Here is a 535-nt window from a genome sequence, read left to right as displayed (position 1 = left end):
CCCTGGATATTCTCATCGACGGACAGGCCTTCCCAACCGCCAAGGACGCGGGGAGGGCGCTGCGAGCCAAAATGCAGCGGCTCGACAACAGAGCACTTGGGATGTCAAGATCCGAAGCCTCGGGGACCATAGCCACCACCGGCCAGTTCGAAATCGAATACACCGCCTACCATGTGGCCCGCGAAATCCAATCGGAAACGGTCCTTAAATCACCTAACAGGTCGTATGAACTCCGCATCTGGAGCCAGACCCCTGGCGCCGTCGCCATCGAGCACATCCAACGAGCACTGGCCGGTATCGACGACCACCTTATCGAGGCTCAGCGCCAGCTCAGCTACGCTGAACGGATGGTGAAGGACTACTCCGCATCGCTAACCCAAGCGTTCCCATACGAGGATGAACTTTTCCGCAAGCGCGCCGAACTGGAGCAGATCGACAGCAGTCTGGCTGCCAATCAGGAAGACCAAAATGAACCCGACCCAACGGGCGGTGGAGACAATCCAGGAACGGAGACCCCCGCCGCCAAAAACATCGA

General features: G+C 58.9%; 1 protein-coding gene. It reads left to right on the top strand.

What is annotated here, in order from left to right; translation table 11 throughout:
* The coding region (locus AC4FS3_RS29390) for a hypothetical protein (protein WP_491023477.1) at positions 1 to 535 on the top strand (535 nt) is incomplete at both ends.

Source organism: Pseudogemmobacter sp. TB195, from assembly GCF_058313095.1.
Note: the sequence above shows the minus strand (reverse complement) of the source record. Positions and strands in the feature narration are given on the sequence as shown.